This is a genomic window from Streptomyces sp. NPDC048172 (assembly GCF_043202595.1).
Taxonomy (GTDB): Bacteria; Actinomycetota; Actinomycetes; order Streptomycetales; family Streptomycetaceae; genus Streptomyces.
This window is the reverse complement of record NZ_JBIDAT010000026.1, coordinates 1-1,271: the sequence shown is the minus strand read 5'-3', so window position 1 is coordinate 1,271 and position 1,271 is coordinate 1. Positions and strand designations below refer to the sequence as shown.

Genomic DNA, 1,271 nt, shown 5'->3' with positions numbered 1-1,271 from the left:
CACTGTCCCCGATCCGGATCACGGACCCAGGTTAGACATCCAGCACGACCAGAGTGGTATTTCAACAACGACTCCCCCGATACTGGCGTACCGGGCTCACAGTCTCCCACCTATCCTACACAAGCCGAACCGAACACCAATATCAAGCTATAGTAAAGGTCCCGGGGTCTTTCCGTCCTGCTGCGCGAAACGAGCATCTTTACTCGTAGTGCAATTTCACCGGGCCTATGGTTGAGACAGTCAAGAAGTCGTTACGCCATTCGTGCAGGTCGGAACTTACCCGACAAGGAATTTCGCTACCTTAGGATGGTTATAGTTACCACCGCCGTTTACTGGCGCTTAAGTTCTCAGCTTCGCCACACCGAAATGTGACTAACCGGTCCCCTTAACGTTCCAGCACCGGGCAGGCGTCAGTCCGTATACCTCGCCTTACGGCTTCGCACGGACCTGTGTTTTTAGTAAACAGTCGCTTCTCGCTGGTCTCTGCGGCCACCCCCAGCTCAGAGCGCAAAGCTCATCACCAGGCGTGGCCCCCCTTCTCCCGAAGTTACGGGGGCATTTTGCCGAGTTCCTTAACCATAGTTCACCCGAACGCCTCGGTATTCTCTACCAGACCACCTGAGTCGGTTTAGGGTACGGGCCGCCATGAAACTCGCTAGAGGCTTTTCTCGACAGCATAGGATCATCCACTTCACCACAATCGGCTCGGCATCAGGTCTCACCCTCGTGCCATCCGGATTTACCTGGATGACGGGCTACACCCTTACCCCGGGACAACCACCGCCCGGGATGGACTACCTTCCTGCGTCACCCCATCACTCACCTACTACCAGCTCGGGTCAGCGGCTCCACCACTCCCCTCACCCCCGTAGGGGATCAGGGCGGCTTCACGGCCTTAGCATCACTGGATTCGATGTCTGTCGCTTCACAGCGGGTACCGGAATATCAACCGGTTCTCCATCGACTACGCCTGTCGGCCTCGCCTTAGGTCCCGACTTACCCTGGGCAGATCAGCTTGACCCAGGAACCCTTAGTCAATCGGCGCACACGTTTCTCACGTGTGTATCGCTACTCATGCCTGCATTCTCACTCGTGAACCGTCCACAACTCGTTTCCACGGCTGCTTCACCCGGCACACGACGCTCCCCTACCCATCACAGCGGGCGTTGGCCCTCATGCTGCAATGACACGACGTCGGCGGTGTGCTTGAGCCCCGCTACATTATCGGCGCGGAATCACTTGACCAGTGAGCTATTACGCACTCTTTCAAG

The 1,271-nt window shown here is 57.0% G+C and carries 1 rRNA gene; it reads right to left on the bottom strand.

Features of this window, described 5'->3' with window-relative positions:
* Positions 1-1,271, bottom strand: a 23S ribosomal RNA gene (locus ACGF3A_RS43985); the annotation flags it as partial.